This window comes from Stieleria neptunia, assembly GCF_007754155.1.
Classification (GTDB): domain Bacteria; phylum Planctomycetota; class Planctomycetia; order Pirellulales; family Pirellulaceae; genus Stieleria; species Stieleria neptunia.
Genome location: NZ_CP037423.1, coordinates 10,594,286 through 10,619,855, shown reverse-complemented (window position 1 = coordinate 10,619,855; position 25,570 = coordinate 10,594,286). Strand labels below are relative to the sequence as shown.

Genomic DNA, 25,570 nt, shown 5'->3' with positions numbered 1-25,570 from the left:
GAGACGAGAAGAGGAGCGGTGTGTCTAAATCAATTCGGAAGCGATTTCGGTCAGTTGGAACTGGTGAAATCCGGCGATCGTTGCGGCGTCCATCGCGTCAACCAGGGCTTGCAACCGGGCCGCCGATTCGACTTCGATCAGCAGGTCGGTGATCATCGGTGTGGCGAGTTTCGCGGCGGCCAGTTCGCTCACCAATTCCTGTTTGCCGACCAGTTCCTTTTGCCAATCGGTTGCCATCAACAAAAAACTGCCATGCCGGTCGACGTGCAATCGGATCGGGTCACGGTCCTGGGCAACGGCCGTTCGGCTGGCCAGGTCGTTCTCCGGGTTCGGCGTTTCGATCGCACGTTGCATCGAAAAGGATGCGGTGACCATGAAAAAAATCAGGATCAAAAACGTGACGTCGATCATCGGCGTCAGATCGAGTTCGGATTGGTTGCGGCGCGTCATAGTTCTTTGACCGCGATGTAGGTCGACGAAATGTCCTCGAACGCGTCGCCGATGATTTTCTGCACCCGCGTCACCTCGCCGACCGCGACTTCCCCGTCGCCCATGATCATCACGTGGTTCTTTTCTTCCCCGCGGGTGGTCTTGAGTTCTTCGGAGATGTATTCGACCAATTCGGTCGTTTGGGTTTCTTCGTCGCTGCTGAATTCGGTTCCGTCGATTCGTTTCAGGATGACCTTGTCGTTGCCGGCCGGTTCGATGAACACGACCGCCGATTCTTTGGCGCTGATGGCGATTCCGTTTTGTGCTTCGGGGATCTTTCCCATTTGGGTCGGATCCATTTTGGAGCAGACGACAAAAAAGATCAGCAACAAGAAGGTGATGTCGATCATCGGCGTGATGTCCATTTCGTCATCGTCTCGCTTTTTGCGAGGCATTTCGAAATCGTCATCTTCCTCGATGTCGGGTTCTTCGATCACGCTACTCATGATGCGTTAGCGTCCCCCGCTGCGAGCGAGTCCGGCTTTGAAGGCGTCCATGAAACGGCTCAGCCCGGATCCGACCAGGTCTTCCATCTTGGCGATTCGGATGTTGACGTTGGCGACCAGGATCATCAGCGGGATGGCGATCGCCAATCCGCTGGCGGTCGTCACCAGGGCGACGCGGATATCGCCGGCCAGCTTGCTCGGTTCGACCGACTCGGCGGTGGCCAGGGTTTGGAACGCACCCATCATGCCGAAGACCGTCCCGAACAACCCGATCATCGGAGCGGCCTTGATCACGGTGCTGACCCAGCTGAGTCGGTAATCCAGATCGCTCATGACGTCGCGCTGAAAACGGTCCATCATGAATTTGCGGGCCCGGTTGTATCCCAGGTTGCGATGGCTGACGGCCAATTCGATGATCTGCGGTAACGCCCGGCCGTCGCCTTCGCAGTAGTCGATGGTGCCTTCAAAGTCGCCGGACTCAATCATCTGTTCCACGTCGTCGAGGAACTGGTCTTGTTCGTCCTCGGATTTGAACCGTTTCTGTCCGACGCGATTCCAGACGACGACGATGCAGTACAACCCCCAAAGTGCCACCGCCGCGAGTGCGAGGTAGGTCGCATCGGCGATCATGTTGAAAAGCGAATACGCAAAGATCATTGACATTCGTGTCTTTCCCGTTGATTGATTAGTTGAGAGGTTTCGTTTGCAGGGTGGCCAGCCAACCTGGGTTCGTCCATTCGCCCCCCGGATCGGCGTCCCCGGTCGATCGGCTCAGTAGCCTTTTCGGTATCGCTGGCTGACGATACTGAAGACATAGCCGCTACCGTCGGCGGTGCTTTCGAAGACGGTTTTGGCGATCGAGTGGGGGAATTTTTTTCCTTTTTCTTCGGCGTACTGCTTTTCCATGTTGGCCAACTGGTTCTCCAGGTCCTTGGGGACAAAGCGGATCACGTTGCGGCCGCTGACCTGGATGCCGGCGGCGCCGAGCAACTGGCGGTCAAATTGCAGCAGCGGGTTGGAGAGTTTCCAAGAAAAGTACAGTCGTTCTTCGGTTTTGGGCTGTGTGTTGACCCGCTTGGTCGGCGAGGTGGACAAGTTGCTAGCCATCTCGATGACGTTGGGGCCACCGCCCCCGAAAGCGGCCAGTTCGATTTTGTAAAAATCCAGTTGCTTCGCGTAGTCTTTTTTGCCTTTGGCGTTGAACGTCAGCTCCCAGCGTTCCCAGCGGCCGATGATGTCGTCCCCCTCGCCCTCGGGGCCGGGCGGGCGGCTGTCCCCCTGGCCGGTTCCCTGCGTCGACGCGGTGGCATTGGTGTCGGCGGTCGTCAGCGAAGCGGCCACGCTGCTGACCGCGTCGGTGACCGCTTCGATCGTGTCGGCCAGCGTCGGCTCCATCAAATCCTCGACCTCTTCGGCCCCCGGCGGTTCAAAATCACGCTCGAAACCCTCGGGGTTTTCACCGCGGCCGGGCGGGTTTTCGATGATCGGCGCCAACGCGATCGGTTTGGGTTCCCCGCTGAGTAACCAGACGACGAACATCATGAACACGAACGCACCGAGAAACAGGATCAACGCCAGGAATAGCGAGGTCACCGAATCGAAGCGGCTGAGCTTCAGTTTTTCGCGCTCGAGCTCGCGCTCCAGCCTGGCCGCTTCCAGCTGGTCCGTTTTTTCTTCCTGCTCAACGATGGTTGACATCTTTTTTAACTACCTCCGCCCATCCGCGCGTGGCCGGAATTCATGATTCGTGCTCGACCCGAATGGGACGACCGGCTGCCAGACGACGGGCTGCCGGTGGCGTTAGTGTGATCGGAAAACCCAAATGCCGCGAGTGCCGGCAGGGAATTGGTGTGAAAAGTTAGCGAGCTGGTCACATCGGTGAGGAAATCGCCGTTTGGAGAGATTTTTCGAGCTATCATAAGCTGTCGGACGCATCTGCAAAAAGTCGCCGTCGCAATCGGTGTGGTCTGAATTGAAATTTGTCTTGTAGTGAACCAATTGACGAACCCACGCATCATACCCTAGGATCCCCGCAGATCGAATGAATCTTCCAGCTGGTCAGGTAGCTCAGTTGGTAGAGCACGGCCCTGAAAAGGCCGGTGTCGCCGGTTCGAGCCCGGCCCTGACCACTCTCTTCCACTCGCTGTGAAGGCCTCGATTTTCTCTGGCTTTCGCTAGGCCTTCTCGCAGGTCGCCGCATCTCGCAGGTTGTTGCATTTCGTTGCTCCCGCGCTTCGGCGATGTTGATCGACTTGTCGTCTCTTAGCTGGGCGACGACCGGGCGGTCAGGCGAACAGAATCTTTTTTGAGTTTTCGATTTCTTTGCGTGAGTTTCCGATCGCATCGCCGCGCAGTCGGTGGGGCGTGCAACCGATCAGCGAAGCGGACCTCCGCGATGGAAGGCAAGGCGCGGGTGGATGTCGATTCGTCCACGCTGCGACGGGCGTTGCAGCCCGGATCCGCCGCCGGTCGAGGGCGAGCATTTTTACTTGGCGTCGCCGGCAGGTGGTGTTGTCGGTCCATTCCGACGTCGGGACAGCTTTTCACGTGTCCGGCCGCCCAAAATTCTGCTCTGCCGGGTAAACTGACGTCTCGCCTGTCCGCATGTCCCGATCCAAAGACTGGAAAGACGTGGAAAATTCATCTGAAAACCAGACGGCTTCGCATCACGGCAGCAAAGAACAGTGGGGGACTCGGATCGGCGTGATCTTGGCCGTCGCCGGTTCTGCGGTGGGGCTCGGCAACTTCTTGAGGTTCCCCGGCCAAGCCGCTCAAAACGGCGGCGGCGCGTTCTTGTTGCCCTACTTCATCTCGTTGCTGGTGCTGGGCATCCCGCTGTGCTGGGCCGAGTGGACGATGGGGCGTTATGGCGGGCACCACGGTTTCAATTCCTCACCGGGGATTTTTAGCGTCGTTTGCCGCAATGCCAAGGCACGCTACCTGGCGGTTCCGGCACTGCTGATTCCGCTGGTGATCTACATGTACTACGTCGTCATCGAGGCCTGGTGTCTGGCGTATGCGTTTTCGTACTTAAACGGTTCCCTGATGCTCGGTGACGACCCCGAGGCCTACGGTTCTTTCTTCGGCAGTTTTGTCGGCAGCGGCGAAGGGCAAAACGGCGCGGCGTTTCGCGGCGAGTCGTCGCTGCTGTACTTCGTGGTCATCACCTTTGTGATCAACTTCATCTTTATCTACCGCGGCGTCGCCAAGGGGATCGAGACGTTCTGTCGCTACGCCATTCCGTTGATGGTCGTGTGTGCCCTGTGTGTCCTGGCCAGGGTGCTGACCTTGCCGGCGGACAAAGTGAATGAGGGATTGGGATTCATGTGGAATCCCGATTTTTCGGCCTTGTTGGATTCCAAGACCTGGCTCGCCGCATCCGGCCAGATCTTTTTCTCCCTCTCGGTCGGGTTCGGCGTGATCGTCAACTACGCCAGCTACCTGAAGAAAAAAGACGACGTGGTGCTCAGTGGGTTGACCGCCTGTGGGATGAATGAGTTTTTCGAAGTTTGCTTGGGCGGCTTGATCACGTTGCCGGCCGCGTTCATCTTTCTCGGTGCGGCGGCAGGGGATCAGGGGACGTTTGGCCTGGGGTTCACCGCGCTGCCCAATGTGTTCGCCCAGATGCCGGCCGGACAGTTTTTCGGATTCCTGTGGTTCTTTATGTTGTTCCTGGCCGCAATCACCAGCAGCCTGTCGATGCTGCAGCCGGTGATCGCGTTCTTCGAAGAAGGCTTCGGGATGCAGCGCGGTGCGTCGGTGTCGTTGCTGGGCATCATCTCGCTGTCGGGCAGCGGATTCGTGATGTACTTTTCTGCGGGGCTGAAAGCACTCGACACGTTTGATTTCTGGGTCGGCACGTTTTTGATCTTCGTGCTCGCGATGGTCCAGGCGGTGATTTACGGCTGGGTGTTTGGGATCGAGCAGGGTGCGAAAGAGTCCAGTCAGGGATCGCATCTAAGGATCCCAACCGTGGTGCAATACATGCTGAAGTACGTCGTTCCTGTTTATCTGGGGCTCATCTTCATCGCGTTCGCCTGGGAAAACGTGTTGGACAAAACGGATCCGGAGACGGGCGCGGTCACACAAGGGTATCTGTCCAAGATCGCCGGCGATGAAGTGATCTTGATGTCGTTGTTGTTCATCGGAGGCACGATCGCGTTCCTGACCGTGATGGTTCACGTCGCGGGAATCCGCTGGCGTCAGCAAGGCCGGTTCGACCAGATGGAGTGAAGTTGCAAGTTCGAAGTTTCAGGTTCCAAGTTGTCCTGAAACCTGAAACCTGAAACCTGAAACCTGAAACCTGAAACCTGAAACCTGAAACCTGAAACTCAAATGAACATCTACGGTTGGATCGTGATGGCCTGCTCGGTCGGTTCGGTGATCACATTGCTGACATATTGTCTGTACCGGGTGATGACGCTTCCGCCGGTTCCGGATGACGAACCCGAATGATGAATCGGGTTTGCATTATCAACGTCGTCGGGTTGACCGCGCGGCTGCTCGCCGACGCGCCGGCCATTCGCTCGCTGGCGGGGAATCCGCCCAGCGACAATCTTGCCGGGGGTGGCAAGCAATTCATGCCGTGGACCAGCCCGCTGCCGGCGGTCACCTGCACCTCCCAGGCGACGATGCTAACCGGGTTGGCGCCCCGCGATCACGGCGTGGTCGGCAACGGCTGGTACTACCGCGAGACCCAGGAGATCCGGTTCTGGCAGCAAGCCCGTTCGTTGGTCGAAGGTTCCGCGTTCTATGACGATTTCGAAACCGCCAAAATGTTTTGGTGGTTCAATCAGTCGTCGACGGCGCGCTACAGTTGCACGCCGAAGCCGCATTACGGCTGTGACGGCAGCAAGGTCTTCGACGTGCTCGATCACACCGGGTGCGATCTCACCGGGCGTCACGGCGCGTTCCCCTTTTTCACGTTCTGGGGGCCCGGCGCAGGTCTGCCGTGCAGCCGCTGGATCGCGGAGGCCACCGCAACGGTGCTCCGCGAAAAGCAGCCCCAGATCACGCTCGCCTACTTGCCGCATCTGGATTACGACTTCCAGCGATTTCCCGACCACGACCCGGCGCGGGTGGCCGAAGTCGACCAGTGTGTTCAAACGATCCTAACGGCCGCCGATGAGATCGGGGCGCAGGTGGTGATCGTTTCGGAATACGGCTTGGTTCCCGTCGATCGCCCGGTGCACATCAACCGTGTGTTGCGTCAGGCCGGCTGGTTGTCGGTGCGGAACGGGCCGTTTGGTGAAGTCTTGATGCCGGGGGAATCGAAGGCCTTTGCGGTCGCCGATCATCAATTGGCGCACGTCTACGTCAACGATCCCGGGCTGGTCGCCTCGGTGCGAAAGGAACTTGAATCGGTCCCGGGTATCGGCGGCGTGTTTGATCCCGGTGATCTGGAACTCGACCATCCGCGCAGCGGCGAGCTGATCGCATTGGCCCAGCCCGATGCCTGGTTCACGTATTACTACTGGAACGACGACGCGCTGGCGCCCGACTTTGCCCGCACGGTGGATATCCATCGCAAGCCGGGCTACGACCCTTGCGAATTGTTCATGACCAGCAAAGTCCGGGTGGCGGCGCGGTTGTTGCAAAAGAAGCTCGGCATGCGCTACAAGATGGACGTCATTCCGCTCGACCCGACGCTGGTCCGCGGCAGCCACGGATTGCATCCCGATCCGATCGACGGCCCGATCATCATCGGACCGTCTGGCGAGCACCCGCTGCCGTCCGACATGCGCGGGTTTGCCGGCTACATCCGATCGCTGTTGGGCGCCCGGTAAACAACGATCGGCGAATACGTGGGATAGGCCATTCGCTCGACACGGATCCCTGGCTGTTTTACATCCGTGGGTACGCCTTGCCATCCGTGGGCTCATTCCGATTAGGCTTGGGGAACCGTCCTCGGGCGACCTGGCGGGTATCCGCCGGATTTTGCGGCGCGCGTTGAAAGCCGCTAAGCTAGCGAGCCGGTCTCCCTGCCCGCACTCATTCTCCCCCCCCTCATCACCGGATCGCCAAGCCGCTTTCCCCAAGTCGCTTGGCTGGAGGTTCGCAACATGATGTCTGCGCGACGTAACCGTCCCTTTCCGCGTCCCAATCGTGCCGCCCGGCGACGGCCACGACAGTCTCGACGCCGAATGCTTTACCAGTCCTTGGAGGCACGCCATTTATTGACGGCGTCGGTCGAGGGCTTGGTGTTCGGCGATTCGAACCAAGACGGCATTCAAAACAATGCCGAAACGGGGATCGCGGGCGTCACGGTCTATGCCGACCTGAACAGCAACGGCGCACGAGACGCCGGCGAACCGTTCACGCAAACGACGGCCGATGATTCGGGAACGTCGGGCGTTGACGAACTGGGGCGTTATGTGCTGGGTGGTTTAAGCGAACAGACTCATCAGGTGACGATCGAGTTGCCGGCCAACACCCGGCAGACCGCACCGCTTTTGCCGGCCACCACATCAACGCTGACCCTGTTTGAAAACGCACTGCGGCCGACACAGACCAGCGGATCCGGACCACGGGATATACAAGTCTCACCGGATGGCCAATTCGTCGTCGTCGGTTGGGATCAAGGGAGACGCGTCACCACGTTCGCGCGGCGGGTGCAAGACGGTCAGTTGACGTTCCAGTCGGAACTCGATGGCACGTCGCTGTACGGGCTTCGACGCGGCGTCTTTTCTGCCGACGGGAGTTTCTTGTACGTTCCGGCGGAGTACTCCGACGCGATCAATGTGGTGCAGATGGACGCGTCGGGCGCGTTGTCGGTCGTTCAATCGATCACCCTCAACGATGATGCCAACCTGGATCGCGTCAACGCTTTGGCGATCGCACCGGACGGGTCACAATTGTTTGCGACGTCGACAACGACGAAGTCCCTGCTGATCTACGCGATCGATTCTGCCGCCGGAACACTCACGCACACCCAAACGTTTACACAGGGCATCGACGGTGTCGTCGGGTTGGACTTTCCCGCACAGCCACGTGTTTCGCCAGATGGAACGCTTGTTGCGGTCGCGACGCAGGGCAGTGGGAATCCATTGACCTTGTTGGACCGTGATCCGGCGACGGGAATCGTCACTGCCAGTGGAACCAGTCTGTCGCTGGGATCGAACCGCGACGTCGTCTTTTCCGACGACGGTCGATTCCTCTACGTCGCCGATTTTAATGGTCGTCTGTGGACGCTGACACGGGATCTGGCCACCGGCGATGTCCAAGTCCAAGGGTCGATTGATTTGGGATCCAAACGATTGGACAAACTGGTGATGCGTCCCGACCAAGCCGGGATCTATGCGACGTCCAGTTACACCGATTCACTGCTGACGTTTGATCGGGACCCGAGCAGCGGCGTCGTGACGTTGAACCAAACGTTCGACTCAATCGACGTGCCAGGCATGGCCAATGCCGAAGGCATCGCGATCAGCCCCGACGGGCAGCACCTCTACCTGGCGTCCCAGGGCAGCAATCGAATTCAGACGTTCTGGACCAACCCCACCGGGCGTTCCCCGATTGCTTCGCTGGTCACGACCGTGGAGGGGCAGTCGATCACACAGGTCAACTTTGCAGTCGGCGATGCATCGCCAAGTGTGGTCTCGTTTTCAACGGCATCGGTCAGTCCCGTATCCGCCGACCAGGTTGATTTTACGCTTGTCTTTGACGAAGCGGTCTCAGGCGTGAACGTCGATGACTTTCAGTTGTTTGCCAGCGGGCTGGATCATTCTGCCATCACATCGGTCACCGGGGGCCCGACTGAATTCACCGTCAGCGTCTCGACGCCGGATTACGCCGGCAATTTGCAACTGCAGTTGATCGATGATGACACGATCGTGGACGTCGATTCGATCCCGATCGGTGGTGTCGGAACAGGTGCGGTGGTCAGCCGCACGGATGCTTTGCACGTGGATTCCCTTCCTCCGCAGGTCGTCGCCATTGCGGCGGCCCCCGGAGTCGCCCCGCTGGCCCGCCAGCTTGATTTTTTTGTGACGTTTGACGAGCCGGTCAGCGGCGTCGATGTCTCCGACTTTCTAACCGTCGACGTCGGAGGGGCAGTCGGAAGCGTGGATGCCGTCGTCGCAACAGGCGATGCCCGTGTCTATCGCGTCGAAGTCGGTGTCAGCGGCACGGCCGGCAGCGTGTCGCTGGCGCTCGTTGACGATGACACGATCGTTGACGTGGCGGCCAATGCACTCGGTGACGTCGGCACGGCCGGCGGCGGTGCCGGTGACGGATCGTTCCAATCTTCCGCCGTTGTGATCGACGCTGCGACGATCCGTGGCCGTCTGTGGATCGATACCAATGCGGACGGTCTTTACGATCGCGACGAATCGGGCGCGGGCGGCATTATCGTCTACGCGGACACCAACGCAAACGGTTCCCGAGACGCCGGCGAACCCGTGGTGACCACGCAAGACGATGATCCGGTGACGAGCGAGATTGACGAAGCCGGGACCTATGAATTAAACGGTCTGGCGGACGCGACGACGTATGCCGTGCGAATCGATTCGCCACAGCATCGACAGACCGCGCCGGTTTCTTACGCCCAAGACGACGGGCAGTTGACCGTCGCGGACTCCCTTTTCGCCGGAGTCAATTCGTCCGACACGCTGTACAGCGTTGACGGAATCTCGCTCACCGCCGACGGCAAACATCTTTATGCGTTGTCACCGTACGGATCCAAGCTGGCGCTTTATTCACGCGTTTCGGTCAACGACCCGTTCGCATTGCAGGCGACTTGGTCGGACGCCAGCCCGGGGTTTGCGGGTCTGGGAAGTCCGTCGCACTTGATCTTCGATTCCGACGAGCGGTTTGGGTATTTAATCGCAATCAACACCATTTTTGTCGTCCGTCGCGACGCAGCGACCGGCGAACTGACCGTCGTGGATTCGGTCGAGGGCGCGGTCAGTGACAATCGTTCGTTCGATCGAATCCGTTCTGTGGCGATCAGCCCCGACGGTGAGTTTCTGTTTACGGCGGGCATGTATAGCGACACGGTTTCCGTTTATCGGATCGACGATTCAACGGGGCTGTTGCAACCGATCCAAGAGCTGCGCCAGGGATTCGATGGGGTCGATGGGTTGGACTATCCCGATCTCGTTCAGGTCTCCCCCGACGGCACTCAGCTCTTCGTGCATTCGTATTTTCAGTCCAGGCTGACCGTTTACGACATCACCCCGGGAAGCGGTCGTTTGGTCGAGTCGCAGTCGTTCCCGGGAATCGGATCGTCGACCGATATCGAGTTTTCGCCGGACGGAGAATTCGTTTATTGCTCCAGTGCGACCAGTGGATCGCACAAAGTCCATATTTTCCAGTTGATCGCCGGACAGTGGACGCAGCAACCCACCGCGAGCGTCGGGCTGCTCACGCCGCGGGACTTGGAGATCAGCGCCGACGGACGATTTGTTTATGTCGCCGACAATGGCATCAGCAAGATCGTTGTTCTCTCGCGTGATTTACAAACCGGTGAGCTGACATCGCAACAAGTCCTGGAAGATGTTTCGCCACACGACTCGCTTGGTGGAGTGGAGTTTGTCAAGCTATCGCCCGACGGACGAGAGTTGTTCGCGGCGGCGGCAAGCGATCACAGTCTGACCCGGTTTACACGACTGAGCGGCGACGTCACGGCCCAGCCGATCACGGTCACGACGACGCGACGTGAGACGACCGGTGTCGATTTTGGAATCCGTAACCTGTCTCCATCGGTCACGGATCTCAGTCCCGCCGTCGCCGGTCCCATCACCGACCCGACCGTCTCTTTTATCGCGACCTTCGACGAACCGGTGACCGGAGTCGATTCGACGGACTTCGTGATCGAGTCGACGGGCCTCACCGGCGCGACGATCGTTGAGGTCACCGGAGGCCCCACGCAATTCAACGTCTTGGTCAACACCGGCAGCGGCGACGGCACGTTGCAATTGCGGTTGCTCGATGACGACTCCATCGTCAACGCGGCGCTCAATCCGCTCGGTGGAGTCGGTGTGGATAACGGGGGAATGCTTTCCGAATCGTTGACGGTCTTGAAATCAGGATCGATCAGCGGACGGATGGTGTTGGATGCCGACGAAGACGGCTACGCGGACCTGGGAGAAGTCGGGATCGCCGGAGCGACCGTGTTCGTCGACCTGGACGCCGATGGAACACTGGATCCGGGCGAACCGTTTGCAATTTCCATGGGCGACGATCCGGCCACGACCGACCAGGACGAAGCGGGCACGTATCTGGTTCAAGGCATCGCTGATGGCGAACATACCGTCGTCGTCTTGCCACCGCCGGGGTTTGAATTGACGAACCCGGCGACACGCGCGGCTCCGATCGGCAGCACCTCTTTCGTCAGAGCGATCAAGGATGGGACGTCCGGCGCCAACTACTTGGACGAAGCCGCCGGGGTGACGACCAGTCCCGACGGCAACTTCCTTTACGTCGCCTCGTACAACGACGATTCGGTCACGGTGTTCTCACGCAATGCCGCGACCGGACAACTGACTGTCGTCCAGCAAGTCGTCGACAACGTCGGCGGCGTGTCCGGACTGTGGGGCGCCCAGTCGATCGCGATCACCCAGGACGGTGAAAACCTGTACGTGGCTTCGGCACTCGACGACGCACTGGTGATGTTTGATCGCGATCCGCTGACCGGGCAGTTGTCATTCCTGGGAAAACTGACCGACGGAATCGGCGGCGTGGACGGTTTGAACGAAGCCGTGGGCGTCCAGGTCAGCGACGACGGAAAGCACCTGTACGTCGCGGCGCTCACCGATGGCTCGGTCACCCTGTTTACACGCGACCCGTCCACGGGGCTGGTTTCCTACACGCAGAAATACGTCGGCAATACGAGCGGCGCCTTTGCCGCCGAATTCAGTCCTGACCAGCGGCATGTGTACGTCTCCGGGGCCAGCAGTTCGGCGATCACCGTTTATGACCGTGACCTTTCCAGCGGATTGTTGACCCTGAAACAAACCATCCGTCAATCGGATCCATCCGTCGATGGGCTGTCCGGAGTATCCGGTCTGTCGGTCAGCACCGATGGAAAGAACCTGTACGCGGCCGGCTATTTCAGCGATAAGATTGCGGTATTCGACCGAGACACAACGACAGGTTTGTTGACGTTTCATCAGACGACCGCCGACCCCAATGGGACGTCGTCCGCCCGGCCCATATCGGTGCTGGCCAGCCCGGACGGTCACCACGTCGTGGCGATGTACGAAGCGTACGATGCCATCGAGATCTTTCGACGTGACGCATCGACCGGCCAGCTGACTTCGTTGCTGCGATACCGCGACGGATTTGGTGGTGTGGACGGGCTCAACGGTGCCTGGGATGCCGAGTTCTCCAATGACGGTCGGTTTTTGTATGTGGTCGGCGCCTACGACGACGCGGTCGTGATTTTCAATCGCAATGCGGGCGAGTGGACCGCGACGACGACCCAGGCGACCGTCGCGACGGGTTCAACAACCGTTCTGCCAGGCTTTGCCGCTCTCAACGTGGCGCCGCAGGGTGTCTCGATCGACTACGTCGGAAGCGTTCCTGCGACGACAAACACGATCGATGTTGAGGTGACATTCAGCGAACCCGTGGTCGGACTTGATCTCGACGATGTTCAACTCGGCGGTTCACTGACTTCGGCGACGGTGACCGGGTTGGTCGGATCCGGCGACAGCTACACCGCAACGATCTCATTGGGCGCCGAGCAGGGAACGCTGACCGTCACGGTGGTCGATGACGGTTCCATCGACGATTTGTATGGTCTTGACCTGGGCGGCCCGGCGATCGGCGACGGCACGTTTTCCTCGTCAGCGATCGACATCGATTTGCTCGCCCCGACGGTCCAGTCGATCGAAAACGTCTATACCGATTCGACCTCCACCCGTCGACTTGAATTTGTGGTGACATTCAGCGAGCCTGTAAGCGGTGTCGACGTCGGCGACTTTCAGGTCAATGCCACAGGTTTGACAGACGTCACGATTGAATCCGTCAACGGTGCCGACGATCGCTACACCGTTGTTGTCACCAACACTTCCGGTACGGGAACGATCTCGCTGAACCTGGTCGACGACGACAGCATCATTGACGTCGTTAATTTGCCTTTGGCAGGGGCCGGTCTGGGCAACGGCGACTTTGCCGGCGCCGTTGAAACGGTCCAGCCGGCGGTCGTGACCGGACGGATTTTCCATGACGAGGACGACGACGCGTATCAAGATGCTTCCGAACCGGGGATCGGCGGCATCCTGGTCTACCTGGACGAAAACGGCAATGCCGTCCGCGACGCGGGCGAACCCTTCGCCGTCACCAGCGATGATGATCCGGGGACCATCGACACCGATGAATCGGGACTCTATGCGATCTCAACGGACCAGACCGGACCCGCGACGATCGCGATTGAAGTCTCCGGCACGCAATACCTGCAGACCGCGCCACGTCAGTTCACCGGCGGCAGCGGATTTCTGAGCCATCAACAAACCATCACGACCGATCCCTTGCTGGTGACCGTGTTCGGCAACTATGGCGTCGAAGTCTCACCGGACGGGGATTTCGTCGTGCTGCAGGTCAGCGACGGTGGCGGCGGCATCGCCGTCTTTCGACAGCATCCCGGCGGAACGCTGGAGTCGTTGCACTGGTATCCGGCGGGCAGCTTGACCGATTTTGGCGATCCTCAATCACCGACGTTCTCCCCCGACGGCAAGTTTCTGTTTCTCTACTCAAAGCAGAGCAAGCAACTGCAAACCTATGGATTTGACTTGAACGACGGTTCGCTCACACAGGTCCAAAGTCTGGATCTGTCAGCGGCGGGGATCAGCAGTACCGCTTCCCAGGATCTGCAGATCAGCCCCGATGGGAAGAACTTGTACGCGACGTCTTATACCGATAGCACACTACGAGTGTTTGGCGTCGAACCGGCAACAGGCGTTGTCACGCTGCTGCAAACCTTCCATGACTGGGCCGAGACGCCGAGGCTGCAAAACGCGTCCGGACTGACCATTTCGCCAGACGGACGGCATGTTTATGCAGGCAGTTTTGCCGAGTATTACATCAACGCCTTTGATCGCGACCCGACCGATGGGACGCTCACCAAGATCCAAGAATTACCCGATGTGCGCCGTCCTACCCGGTTGCTCAGTTCATCCGACGGCGAATTTATCATCGTCAGCGGTTGGGACACGTTCAACAATCAGGACTTGACCACGCTGCGACGTGATCCCGCGACGGGATTGCTGAGTGTTCATTCCCGGCGGGTGATGCCGGCAACACCGGCCGGTGCTTCGCTTTCGCCCGATGGAACGTCGCTGCACTATGCGGACGACGACTACGCAAATTTGAACACGCTGACTCGCGATCCGGTCACCGGGGCGTTTACGGCGTTGGATGTCTTGACCGACGACGTCGATGTGCCGGGGATGCGCGGGGTGGACGACACCGCCGTCAGCCCGGACGGCAAGTACGTCTATGCCGTCAACGGATTCGAACGCAACTTACACCTGTTCACGCGGGACCAGGGGACTCGCAGCGAAACAAATCATCTGACGTCATTGAGTTTTGGAGCACAGAACGACAGGTTCGATTTCGGCTTATTCAATCCATCGCCTGTTCTGGTTTCAGCGACATCCGACCGCCCCGACCCGACCAGCGAAACCTCGGCAACGATCACCATCGAATTTAGCGAACCGGTCAGCGGGTTCGATGAGGCCGACCTCGTGTTGAGCGCCGAAACGCTGACGGCATTTCCGGCCGCGACGATCGGAACAGTCGCCGACGGACCGACGATCTACACCGTGACGATCAGCGGATTGTCGGGCGACGGAACCGTTTCCCTGATGCTCGACGACGATGACTCGATCGTCGACACGCTGGGGGAACCCTTCGGCGGAACGGGGACGGAGACCGTCGCGTTGATCTCCTTTGACGTGGACAATGTGGCCCCGTTGGTCAGCGGTTGGTTGCCCGCTGCCGGGACGGTGACGGCCGAATCGACAATCACCTTCACCGTCAACTTTGACGAACCCGTGCAAAACGTCGACATCAGCGATTTCCAATTGGACGCGGTCGGCATCACGGGCGCATCGATTCTTGGGGTATCCGGTTCGAGTGACATCTACACCATCGATGTCGACACCGGCAACGGTGACGGGACGCTGACGTTGCGGTTGGTGGATGATGATTCGATCACGGACGGCTTGACGCAACCGCTGGGCGGTCCGGGTGCGGGCAACGGAGATTCGAATTCCCATCCGGTGACGATCACCAAGACCGGAACGATTGAAGGAACGCTGTGGCATGACTTCAACGAGAATGGCGTGCAAGACCCAACCGAAGGCGGCGTTGCCGGGGTCACTCTCTACCTGGATTTGAACGACAACGGCCAGTTCGATGCCGCGAGCGAACCGAGCACGATCACCGCTGACGACGACCCCGCGACGGTGCAAGACGATGAATCCGGGTGGTATCAGTTCGTTTCCATTGACCCGGGCGAGTATGCACTTCGCGTCGATTCAGGCGTCTGGAACGCGCTGGAACACAACGATTGGGACAACGTGACGGCCAGCACGTATTCCGATCTGGTGAACTTCAACGCCGACAATAAGACGCTGCGACTGAGTCCCGATGGACGACACCTGTACGTTTTTGATCACTTGTCCGACGCGATCGTTGTCCTGGCGATGCCCCAAACCGCGGCCGAATCCTTGACGCAGGTTCAAGTCCTGGCCGATCAATTTGTCGACGCCACCAACGCTGCCGGTGACATCGCGTTCACGCCCGACGGCGCGTTCATGTATGTCTCCGAAGACCAGACCGAACGCGTCGCGGTGTACGCACGAAATACCGCCGACGGCACGTTGGTGCGAAAACAACTGATCTATGTCCCCGACATTGGTCCCTATGCACTGGAAGTCTCACCCGACGGAAAGCACCTGTACGTCGGTGGCGGTTACATCGCACCGCACGCGATTGATCCGGTGGAAGGGACGTTGACCACGCTTGCCAGTACCGGCGTACCGGCGCGGGTGCAGGACCTTGTGTTCAACAGCGACGGCACCAAACTCTATGCCGTTGATTATGGCAACGTCCTGATGCGAGTCTATACGCGGGATCCCTTGACCGGCGACATCACGCAAATCCAAGCGACGGATTCCCAGAGTAGTCCGAGTCTCTACAGCAATTGGTCCGCCGAAATCGCCGACAACGACCGCGACGTTTATGTGGCGGCACCGCTGAACGATCTGGTCTGGCATTTTCATACGCTCTCCGACGGGCAACTCTCCTACTTCAGCAAATTGGATCTCGATACCGACGGCGTTCGCGATCTGCCGATGGATCTGCAATTGAGCCCCGATGGCGAGATCGTGTTCGTCGCCTTGGGTTTGGACAATGCGATTCAGTTGCTTCACCGCGCGGCCGACGGCAGTCTGACGCAGGGGCCGATCTACGGGACGAAAGACGCGACGATCAGCAACATCTATCAAAACACATCTTCCTTGATGGCGGTCTCTTCCGCAGGAGACGTCGTCGTCCGTGTCAACAATCGAGATCAATCCATCGAGCTTTACCGCGCCGAACGATCTGACGCCCTGCGGGTCACGGTGGCGTCCACGACGGTGACGGGCGCCGACCTGGCGGTCACGACACCGGTGCCGGAGCTGGTTTCGATCACGACGTCGGCGACGAGTCCCTGGACGGGGGAATCGCTGCAATACGAAGTCACGTTCAACGAAAGTGTCAGCGGAGTGGACGCCGGCGACTTTCGCATCGCCACGTCCGAAATCAGCGGCGCGGTGATCGATACGGTGGCCGGAAACGGGACGACGTACACGGTCACCCTCGATTTGTCCGCCGCGTACGGTCGTGGTGATTTGTCGGTGGAACTCGTCGACGATGATTCGATCCGGAACGATCGCGACGTTCCTTTGACAGGCTTCGGTGCCGGCACGGTGGTCGGCGTCTCACCGACGATCGACGTTCAATTGCCAGCCCCCACGATTGCCTCCATGGTCATCGCCGGCGGAACGGCAGAACAGCTTCAGTTCACGGTCACATTTGACCAAAGTGTGTCGGGCGTCGACGCGAGTGATTTTGGACTGGAAATCGTGTCGGGCTCACTCACAGGGCTCTCCATTGCCTCGGTGACCGATGGGCCGGTCAGTTACACCGTGACCGTTGATTTGACCGCGGCCGGCGGTCAAGGCGAATTCGCTCTATTCTTGACCGACGACGATTCGATCATCAACACGCGATCGATCCCTTATGACGGGGTTGGCGTTTCAACCGCGACACCGACGTCGGATCCCGTTGTGCTCGATTTCGTGAATCCGTCCGTGGTGTCCATCACGGCCAGTCCATCGCCGTTGCTTGATTTCGCCGACCTCTTGTTTGACGTGACGTTTTCCGAGCCGGTGTTCAACGTCGACGCCGGTGACTTTTCGGTTTCCCAGTCCGGCGTTTCCGGAGCTTCCATCCTCTCCATCACCGGACTCCCAGACGGAAAAACGTTTCAGGTGCTCGTCGATTCGGGTTCCTCCGATGGCTCGATTCAGTTGTTGCTGGGCGACGATGACTCGATCGTCGACGCAACCGACAGTCCATTGGGCGGGGTCGGAGTCGGCAATGGAAACCACGCCAGCGAGATCGTCACCGTCGAACGATTCCCTCGACGTAGTCTGTCCGGACACATTTACTTTGATGCCGACGGAGACGGTGTCCGCGACCCGGGGGAACGGGGTGTGGATGCCGCGGGTGTTTACCTGGATTTAGACAACGACGGGCACCGTGACGCCAACGAACCGGTCGGCACCGCGGCCAGCGATGATCCGCTGACCACGGACGTCGACGAGGGGGGATTCTATCGCTTCGGCAGCCTGGAACTGGGAGATTACATCTTACGGGTCCGTCCGGATTTGCGTTGGATCGACGACATCAATGATTTCACCACCGTCACGCTCGAATTGTCGACGACCGAAGCCGTTGCCGACTTGGGAGTCACTGAAAACAAGGCAACCCTCAGCGGGATGGTCTTTGATGACACCGATCGTGACGGCGTGTTGGAGACGGGCGAACCCGGGCTGGCCGGCTGGACCGTTTATCTGGACGCCAACGGGAACGACCAATTCGACTCCGGGGAACGCACGACGGTGACCTCGGACGACGATCCGGCCACCGGGGAAGATGAAACGGGATGGTACTCGTTTTCGCCGCTCGAATTTCAATCGCACCGCGCTGGTCTGGTCAGTCGACCCGGTTTCTTTTCAACATCGCCGGTGTTCGTGGACCGGACGATCGTTGACGCCACGTCGATGGAAGTCGCCAATTTCGGGACCACACCCAATCTGACGCGAATCAGTGGCGCCGTTTACGGGGACACCAATGCCGATGGTGTTCGCTCGGCCGGCGAAACGGGGTTGGTCGATTGGACGGTGTTCCTGGATGAAAACCAGAACGGCCAATGGGACAGCGGCGAGCCGACGATGCAGACGCTGGCGGACGATCCGGCAACGACGTCCATCGATGAAGCCGGGATGTTTGAATTCACGACGCTGGAACTCGGCACGCACGTTGTCTACGCCAGTTTGCCGGTCGGGTACTTGAGCACCAGTCCCAATCCGGTGTCCGTCTCCTTCGCCGCCAGCACCGACACGGCGGACGTCAGCTTTGCCCTGACCAGCAACGACACGACGCTCTCCGGATACGTCTTTGACGACGCCGATCGCGATGGCGTTCGGGACGCCGGAGAAGCCGGGGTGTCCGGAGCGACGGTGTATTTGGATCTCAACGATAGCGGCGGTCACGATGTGGATGAACCGTCTCAATTCACGGGCGTGGACGGGTACTATGAATTTCTGCACGTCGTTCCGGGAAACCATGTTGTACGCGCGTCGTTGCCGCGATTGCACGAATCGACCAGCCCGGCACATCAGGTCACGGTGGCGCTGAACCAGGTGATCACGGATTTAAACTTTGGCGCACGCTTTTTCGGCTACGAGATCACCGGTACACAGTATGACGACCTGAACGACAACGGAGTTCAGGACCCCGGCGAGCCTCCGCTGAAGGGCGTCATCGTGTTTGCCGATTCGAACGACAACGGTTTTCCCGATGGCAACGAACCGCAGACCGTTTCAAATTTCAACGGCGAATACGTGCTCACGGGGACGCAATCGGGAATGTTTACCATTCGAGCGCTTTCGCCGGAACACTATCGACCCAGTGATTCCTATCCCTCACGCGATCGACTGTTCGGCATTTCCGACGTGCATTCTCAGGTCGGCCAACGACTGGTGCTCAATGAGTTTGATCCCGTCAGCGGAGCTGTGTTGGGCGAGTACATCGTCAACGGGTCTGAAACGACCGAGACAGAACTCGCATTCGATGGGCAGAACCTTGTCTTGATCAACAGCGATTCGCATGATCTTGTCCAGCTCGCATTCAACGGAACGCCGTACCAGGACTTCAGTTTACCGAGGGCGTTGACGGGCACGCCCTACGGCACGTTCAACGTCTCCTCACCGATCTTTATCGGCGGATTTTTGTTCGTCGTGGCAGGTTCGAGAACCGACAACATGGAACTGTGGCGAACGGATCTGACGCCCAGCGGGCTGGGTCAGATCTATGCCTCGCAAGGAGACTGGGAATACCTCGGTCCGATCACGCTGAACAGCCCTCCTCCGACGCAGGGAGTGACCCTGTCACTTCAGCCTGCCAGCACAACGTCGGCCGACGGTCGGTCCATTTTGGTCGGCGTGAATGCCTCGGCATCCTTTGTGAATACTTGGCTGCAGATCGATCCGTTCACGCAAACGGCCGACTTGGTCAGCGATTTCAATACGGAGGACTATGAACGCGGCATGGCACGCATCGGTGACGAGGTCTTTGTTGCCTACCCGGTTCCCTTTACAACCAATGCGGGCCAAATCCTCGTTTACGACAACACCGGGGCTCGCACCCGAACGCTGGACGGGTTCCTCCCGCAGCACGGCTTGGCCGGCGGTTTGTATCGTGACAATGGCGTCGTCGTCACGTTGGCCGAGCGTGATTCGATCACCGACGTCAACCATTTTCACCACGCCGAACTGGCTTCGATCACCGGCAACGTCGCGAAAGACCTGGACCTGAGCGGCACAATCGATGCCGGCGAACCCGCGTCGGAAGGCGTCACGGTTTACGTCGACTTGAACGAGAACCGACGATTCGATTCGGGTGAACCATCGGCGATCACGGACCAAAACGGTGACTACGCGATCGCCGGACTGATTCCCGATCGATACACCGTTCGGCAAGTTTCCCCGGCGGAGCATGACGGATTTGCCGCCGGGGATCCGATCACCCGACTGTTCACGCAAGCGACCGACGCCGGCGTCTCGACGATCTATGAAATCGATCCCCAGTCCGGAGAGGTGTTGAACCAATTCCCGTCGCCCGGACCCGTTGAAACGCACGCCGGGATGACGATTTACCAAGGCGATCTGTTTCTGGCCAAATCTGATCAGCTCTTCCAAATCGATCCCGACACCGGCGACGTGTTGGAGACGATTCCGATCACACCGGGGCCGAAAGACGCGATCGAAATTCGCGACGGCATCGCCTACATGACTCAATACAACGGCGCCGGAATCGAACAGTTCGATCTGCGACGCCGACGTCTGATCGCACAACTCGATGTGCATGCGATCAACAACATCACCGGATTAGGCTACATCATTTCCACACGCGGCACGGCCGTCGACCGGGAAAGTTTCGTACTCGAGATGCGTTCGGGCACTTACAACGTCGACTTTCGCACGGGACAGATCATTCCGCACACCCCGACTCACGGATTCCCGTGGAACGCATACCTGGCCGCCGCCGGTGGCGAATCGTTTACCTACGCCAGCTACGGCAGTTTACTGAGGACCATCGCAACGACGTCGATGGAGCCTTACAACGTTCCGGGAGCCGTCACGTACCGCTCCTTCACTTCGGTGATTTCCGGAACGGTCAGTGACTACGGCGCCGAAGTCGATCTGCCGTCGGAGCACATCGTTTGGGCGGCGCAAGGCGAACCGACCACGGGCATCGACTTCGGAAACCAACCCGGTGTCGGGACGATCAGCGGCGTCCAATTCGAAGACTTAAACGGGAACGGCGTTCAAGATCCCGGTGAATCACCATTGGCCGGCGTGACGGTGTTCGTCGATGAGAACGCCAACGGCGTTGCCGATGCCGGCGAACCTCAAACGGTCAGCGCCGCCGACGGAACGTATTTGATCGTCGACGTCCCGCGTGGAGAGCACCTCGTCCAAGCGATTTCGCCACCGCATTTTCAGCCGACCATCATCGACAGTGTGGCGGACCGTCTGTTCGGCGTCGCAAGGATCACGAACGCGGAAAGTGCGACGGGCTATTATCTGCAGATTCGCGAACTCAATCCCCTGACGGGAGACCGCTTGAGTACCCTCGACACGACAATCCCGGTTGACTTGCCGTACACCGCGGCATTCGATGGGACGCGATTGATCGTGATCGACAACAATCTGGATCTGTTGTTCGAAATCGGACTCGACGGCAGGCTGATCGATCAGGTTCCGCTGCCGGGGCAGGGAGGTTCAACGGTCTTTTCGCAAGGACCCGTCGTCATCGACGACACGATCTATCTGATGACCGTGGGCGGATCGATGCCGATGCAGTTGATTCGGTACGATGCCGATGCCAATGCGTTTTACGGTGCGATGCCGATCTCTCGCTACATTGACCCGGCCGCTGAGCTTAACGGATTGCCGCAGCTGTCCCTCTCGCTAAGTGAATCGCCCGACGGGAGGTCCATTCTCGCGTTTTCCAACGTCGATTCACGTGTCTTCGTGATCGATCCGTTGACGGCGCGGATGACATCGGTGCTGGATCTGCCTCGGACCGATGATGGCGTTTATAGCGCCGCAGCCGTCGGCGGTGAGTTGTTCGTCCGTGCCGCGGGCAGTCAAGGCAACCTGGACGTGTATGACAGCCAATACAATTTGCTTCGGACGCTCGGCAACACTGCGACCCCGGGAATGGGCGGTGGCAAGTTCATCGAGTCGGGGATCGTCGCGACCGTCTCGACGACCAGCGGAGCAACCGGAATTAATTTTGGCCACCGCAGCGTTGCAACCACGCTGTCCGGGACCGTGCTGGATGATCCCAACCACAATCGCGCCGCCGACAGTGGCGAAGCCTCTTCGGCCGGTGTGCGCGTTTATTTGGATACCAATCGCAACGGTCGTTTTGACAGTGGCGAACCGGAAACGTTGACCGATGCCGACGGGGCGTATTCGTTCACAGGCCTTACACCGGGCGACTACACGGTGCGCGTCGATCAGCCGGTCAGTTTAAAAGTATTGACCGACACCGACGCCGTCGAACTGTTTTCGCTGGAAGTCGATCAGGGCGTTTCGACGATTCGCAAGTACGATCCGATCACCGGCCAGCTGCTTCGTGAATTTCCCGCCCCCGGTGCGAGCGCGACCGATGCCGGATTGGCGCTCGACGATTCAGGTTTGTTCTATTCCGCCAATTCGACGCTTTGGAAACTGGATCCGGATGACGGAAGCGTCGTTGATTCGATTGCGCTTCCCACGGGAGAGTATGGCGGGCTGGCGGCAATCGACGAGACGGTTTACGCGATCGATGCGTCGACAAACACGTTTTACAAAATCGACGTGTTCACGATGCAGGTGATCGAATCGATCGACGTGAATGCAGTGAACCCGCCGGGCCCGAGTGGCGTCGACTTCCAAGACAACTTGGGCGAGACGCCGGACGTGACCCGTTTGATGACACGTCTGCATTCCGGTGGTGGTACCATCGTCTTGGATCCGGCGACGGGAATCTATGAACCACGCATCCCGACCAACCTGGGGACGACGGGGATCTCCGGCGCGGAGGGAGAAATTTACCGGGAGATCGGGGGAAAGATTCGTGTCGAGTCGTTCCTGGAAGGATTGATTCGCGAGGTGGTGCCGCTGCAAGCTCCCTATGGGATCGGTGCCGCTCTGGTCCCTTCGAGCGAGTACACCGTCCGCGCGGCGCCGGGGGTCGACCATCCGGGGTTGGACTTCTTTCAGCAGGTTGCCGAAGCATCGATCGAAGGCGTTCTCTGGGATGATCTCGATGCCGACGGAGCGATGGATTCCGGTGAAAGCTTGCTCGCCGGCCGGACCGTGTTTTTGGATGAAAACCAAAACGGGCAACTTGACGCCGGCGAGCCCTTTGTCGTGACCGCGACGGACGATCCTGGCACGACCGGAATCGACGAAACGGGCTCGTACCTGTTCAGCGACGTTGCGCCGGGAACGTACGATGTCGCCCAGGTCTTGCCGACGAGTTGGCGGCAGACCTATCCCTACGCCGACGCAGTTGAGGTGCGGCACGTGGCGGACAACGGCTATGTCGCGGGGCAGAGCAATGGCACCAACCCGTACTACGATTCCTCCGTCAGTGATGGTGGTGCCTTCATCGCGTTTTCGACCTACAACGCGTTGCTGGCCGAAGACACCAATGGCCAGGCGGATGTTTATGTCATTGAGACGGCAACCGGACAGCTGGAATTGATCTCGGTATCCAGCGACGAAACACTCAGCAACGGCCGCAGCTTACATCCGGTCATCAGTGCCGATGGTCGTTACGTCGTCTTTTGGTCTTATTCCACCAACTTTGTCACCGACGACAATAATAACACGTTAGACATCTTTGTCCGTGATCGGCAACTCGGTACGACGACCTTGATCAGTGCGGCCGACCCGAACCTGTCGACAGGAAGCTCGTCCGCAAACAGTTTCAGTTACAGCCCCGGATTTAGCGACGACGGACGTTATGCGACGTTCTGGTCTGACGCGACGGACATCGTTCCCGGTGACACCAACGGCATCTTCGATTTGTTTCTCCGTGATCTTCAACTGGGGACGACCGAGCGGATTAACCTCGCCCCTGATGGCAGCCAGGCCAGCGGGGGACGTACGCACGACAGCCACCTCAGCGCCGACGGTCGTTTTGTCGCCTATTGGAGCTGGGCCGATAACTTGGTCGCCGGCGATACCAACGGCGTTTCCGACGCGTTTGTGCTGGACCGTGACACGGGCATCACCGAACGCGTCAGCGTCACGGCCGGCGGTGTTCAAAGTGACGCCAACGTGCATAACGTCAGCATTTCCGATGACGGGCGCTACGTCGTCTTCCAGTCCAGTGCGACGACGCTGGACAATGTCCCCGGCGCCATTGGCACGCAGGTCTATTTGAAAGACCGAACGACGGGCGAATTGAGGATGATCGGACGCGACCGAGACGGATTCGGGCCCAATCAATCCTCGATTATTCCGACGATTAGCGGCGACGGGCGATGGGTGGTGTTCAGCTCTTGGGCCAGCAATCTGACCGACGACGATTCCGATGGCGGCAGCGATGCATTTCTATATGACGTCGCCAACGACAGGGTGACGTTGCTCAGTCAATCGATTTCCGGCGGCTCCGGCAACGGACGCAGTGACTGGGTTCGGATTTCCAACGACGGTTCGACCGTGACGTTCAATTCTGCGGCGGACAACCTGACCTCACCCGCGACGTCGGGCGGGAACCTCTATTCGGTCAGCCTCGATCAACTCACCGCTGATACGGTCTCCCATTCGGTCACTGTCGCATCCGGCCAGACCCTCGACGAAATCAACTTCGGCAGTGTTTACGATCCGATCGCGCCGAGCGATATCGTGCTTTCGGTCACCGAAATCGCGGAAAATCTGGATACCACCGCTTCCGACACGCTCATCGCACAATTATCGACGGTCGATTCCGACACGCCTGCCGGACATTCCTATGCCTTGGTTTCGGGCGTCGATGACGCGGACAATTCCAAGTTCTCCATCGTCGGCAATCAGTTGTTCCTCAAACAAGGCGAAGTCGTCGACTATGAGACTCAGGGCGAGTACCGCGTCCGCTTGAGTGTGACCGATACGACCGGATTGATGTTTGAAAAAGCCGTGCGGCTGGATGTGGCGGATGTGTTGGAGATGGCCCCGATTGAGATGGGCGGCGGATCATCACAGCATTCCTCCATGAGGTCGCTGACGATCGCGTTTGACACGCAGGTTGACGTCGATCCGGGGGCGTTTTCCGTTCGCCATCGGGACAGCGACGGCGCGGTGGACGTCGTCGTCGCACTGGACCACAGCGGCGGAAAGACGACGGTGACGTTGACGTTTACCGGGACCTACACGGAACTCAGCGGGTCGCTGGTCGACGGCAATTACCAATTGACGATCGACGGCGACAAAGTCCGCTCGACGGTCGGCGGCACGACCTTCGACGCCGATGGAGACGGCGCCGGTGGCGGGCTGTATCAATTCGGCGAAGAAGCCGCCGACGGGTTCTTCCGCTTGTTCGGCGATAGCGACGGCGACCGAGACGTCGACGGCCAGGACTACGGACAATTCGGATTGACGTTCTTGAAAAACGAAGGCCAGACCGGATTCAACGACGCATTCGACTCAGACGGAGACGGAGACGTCGACGGCCACGACTACGGACGCTTCGGCCAACGGTTCCTGCGAACCCTTGGGTTTGATTGAGCGGGGTGCGGACGGCGGATCGTTGTGCGACGTCCTTTCTAGGTCGTCGCGCAGAGCCCCACGGGCGACGGCCCGGAAGGGCCATCG

The 25,570-nt window shown here is 59.2% G+C and carries 7 protein-coding genes and 1 tRNA gene; 4 read left to right on the top strand and 4 right to left on the bottom strand.

The window, feature by feature from the left end; all coding sequences use genetic code 11:
• Nucleotides 1–24 precede the first annotated feature (24 nt).
• The 4 genes from Enr13x_RS36320 to Enr13x_RS36305 form a co-directional block, all read right to left on the bottom strand.
• Entirely contained in the window at nucleotides 25–450 is a 426-nt protein-coding gene (locus Enr13x_RS36320) for an ExbD/TolR family protein (protein WP_145391807.1), read from the bottom strand.
• Nucleotides 447–935 carry an ExbD/TolR family protein gene (locus Enr13x_RS36315; protein WP_145391806.1) on the bottom strand — a complete coding sequence of 163 codons (489 nt, stop codon included), beginning with the start codon at nucleotides 933–935 and terminating at the stop codon, nucleotides 447–449. The genes Enr13x_RS36320 and Enr13x_RS36315 overlap by 4 nt, the downstream gene beginning before the upstream one ends.
• A gap of 6 nt (nucleotides 936–941) precedes the next feature.
• Nucleotides 942–1,598, bottom strand: a complete 657-nt coding sequence (locus Enr13x_RS36310; protein WP_197455633.1) for a MotA/TolQ/ExbB proton channel family protein — start codon at nucleotides 1,596–1,598, stop codon at nucleotides 942–944.
• 108 nt (nucleotides 1,599–1,706) lie between these two features.
• Nucleotides 1,707–2,633, bottom strand: coding sequence for a hypothetical protein (locus Enr13x_RS36305; RefSeq protein ID WP_145391805.1), 927 nt, complete (start codon nucleotides 2,631–2,633; stop codon nucleotides 1,707–1,709).
• Nucleotides 2,634–2,991: 358 nt separating this feature from the next.
• Here Enr13x_RS36305 and Enr13x_RS36300 point away from each other — a divergent pair.
• From Enr13x_RS36300 to Enr13x_RS36285, 4 genes are all read left to right on the top strand, one after another.
• Nucleotides 2,992–3,064: transfer RNA gene (locus Enr13x_RS36300), tRNA-Phe, on the top strand.
• 502 nt (nucleotides 3,065–3,566) lie between these two features.
• Nucleotides 3,567–5,168, top strand: coding sequence for a sodium-dependent transporter (locus tag Enr13x_RS36295; protein ID WP_231744001.1), 1,602 nt, complete (start codon nucleotides 3,567–3,569; stop codon nucleotides 5,166–5,168).
• Nucleotides 5,169–5,386: 218 nt separating this feature from the next.
• Nucleotides 5,387–6,721, top strand: a complete 1,335-nt coding sequence (locus Enr13x_RS36290; protein WP_231744000.1) for an alkaline phosphatase family protein — start codon at nucleotides 5,387–5,389, stop codon at nucleotides 6,719–6,721.
• A 357-nt stretch (nucleotides 6,722–7,078) separates the two neighbouring features.
• Complete coding sequence (locus Enr13x_RS36285; RefSeq protein WP_197455632.1) at nucleotides 7,079–25,483, top strand: beta-propeller fold lactonase family protein; 18,405 nt, start codon at nucleotides 7,079–7,081, stop codon at nucleotides 25,481–25,483.
• The last annotated feature ends 87 nt before the right edge of the window (nucleotides 25,484–25,570 follow it).

What these genes read in the sequence shown, in the direction of transcription:
- Enr13x_RS36320 (WP_145391807.1), bottom strand. Translation starts at nt 450, where the DNA reads ATGACGCGCCGCAACCAATCCGAACTCGATCTGACGCCGATGATCGAC.
- Enr13x_RS36315 (WP_145391806.1), bottom strand. Translation starts at nt 935, where the DNA reads ATGAGTAGCGTGATCGAAGAACCCGACATCGAGGAAGATGACGATTTC.
- Enr13x_RS36310 (WP_197455633.1), bottom strand. Translation starts at nt 1,598, where the DNA reads ATGTCAATGATCTTTGCGTATTCGCTTTTCAACATGATCGCCGATGCG.
- Enr13x_RS36305 (WP_145391805.1), bottom strand. Translation starts at nt 2,633, where the DNA reads ATGTCAACCATCGTTGAGCAGGAAGAAAAAACGGACCAGCTGGAAGCG.
- Enr13x_RS36290 (WP_231744000.1), top strand. Translation starts at nt 5,387, where the DNA reads ATGATGAATCGGGTTTGCATTATCAACGTCGTCGGGTTGACCGCGCGG.
- Enr13x_RS36285 (WP_197455632.1), top strand. Translation starts at nt 7,079, where the DNA reads ATGCTTTACCAGTCCTTGGAGGCACGCCATTTATTGACGGCGTCGGTC.